Below are 379 nucleotides of genomic sequence, written 5' to 3' on the forward strand. Positions count from 1 at the left end.
GGGTAGCTGCGCAGGGTGCGCTCGGGGGAGAGGCCGACCAGTTCGAGCAGCTCGGCCGGGGTCCGGGTACCGCCCCGGGAGGTGAGCCACTTCAGCTGCGTGCCGATCAGCACCGACGGGTTCAGTGACGACATGGCGTCCTGGTAGACCATCGCGATCTCCGGGCCCATGAGGGCGCGCCGCTCACGGGGCGCCAGCTTCAGCAGGTCACGGCCCCGGTAGAGGATCTCGCCGGTCGCTTCGGCGTTGCGGGCCAGCAGGCCCATGATCGCCAGGCTGGTGATCGACTTGCCGCAGCCCGACTCGCCGACCAGACCCAGGGTCTCGCCCTCGCGGACGGTGAAGGAGATGCCGTCGACGACGCGGATGTCGCCATAGC

General features: G+C 70.2%; 1 protein-coding gene. It reads right to left on the bottom strand.

Annotated elements, in window-relative coordinates; all coding sequences use genetic code 11:
* Positions 1–379 (bottom strand): ATP-binding cassette domain-containing protein (locus LPA54_RS42070; RefSeq protein WP_228985595.1); only part of this gene is annotated, 379 nt, incomplete at both ends.

It is taken from the genome of Streptomyces sp. DH12 (assembly GCF_020873895.1).
Classification (GTDB): domain Bacteria; phylum Actinomycetota; class Actinomycetes; order Streptomycetales; family Streptomycetaceae; genus Streptomyces.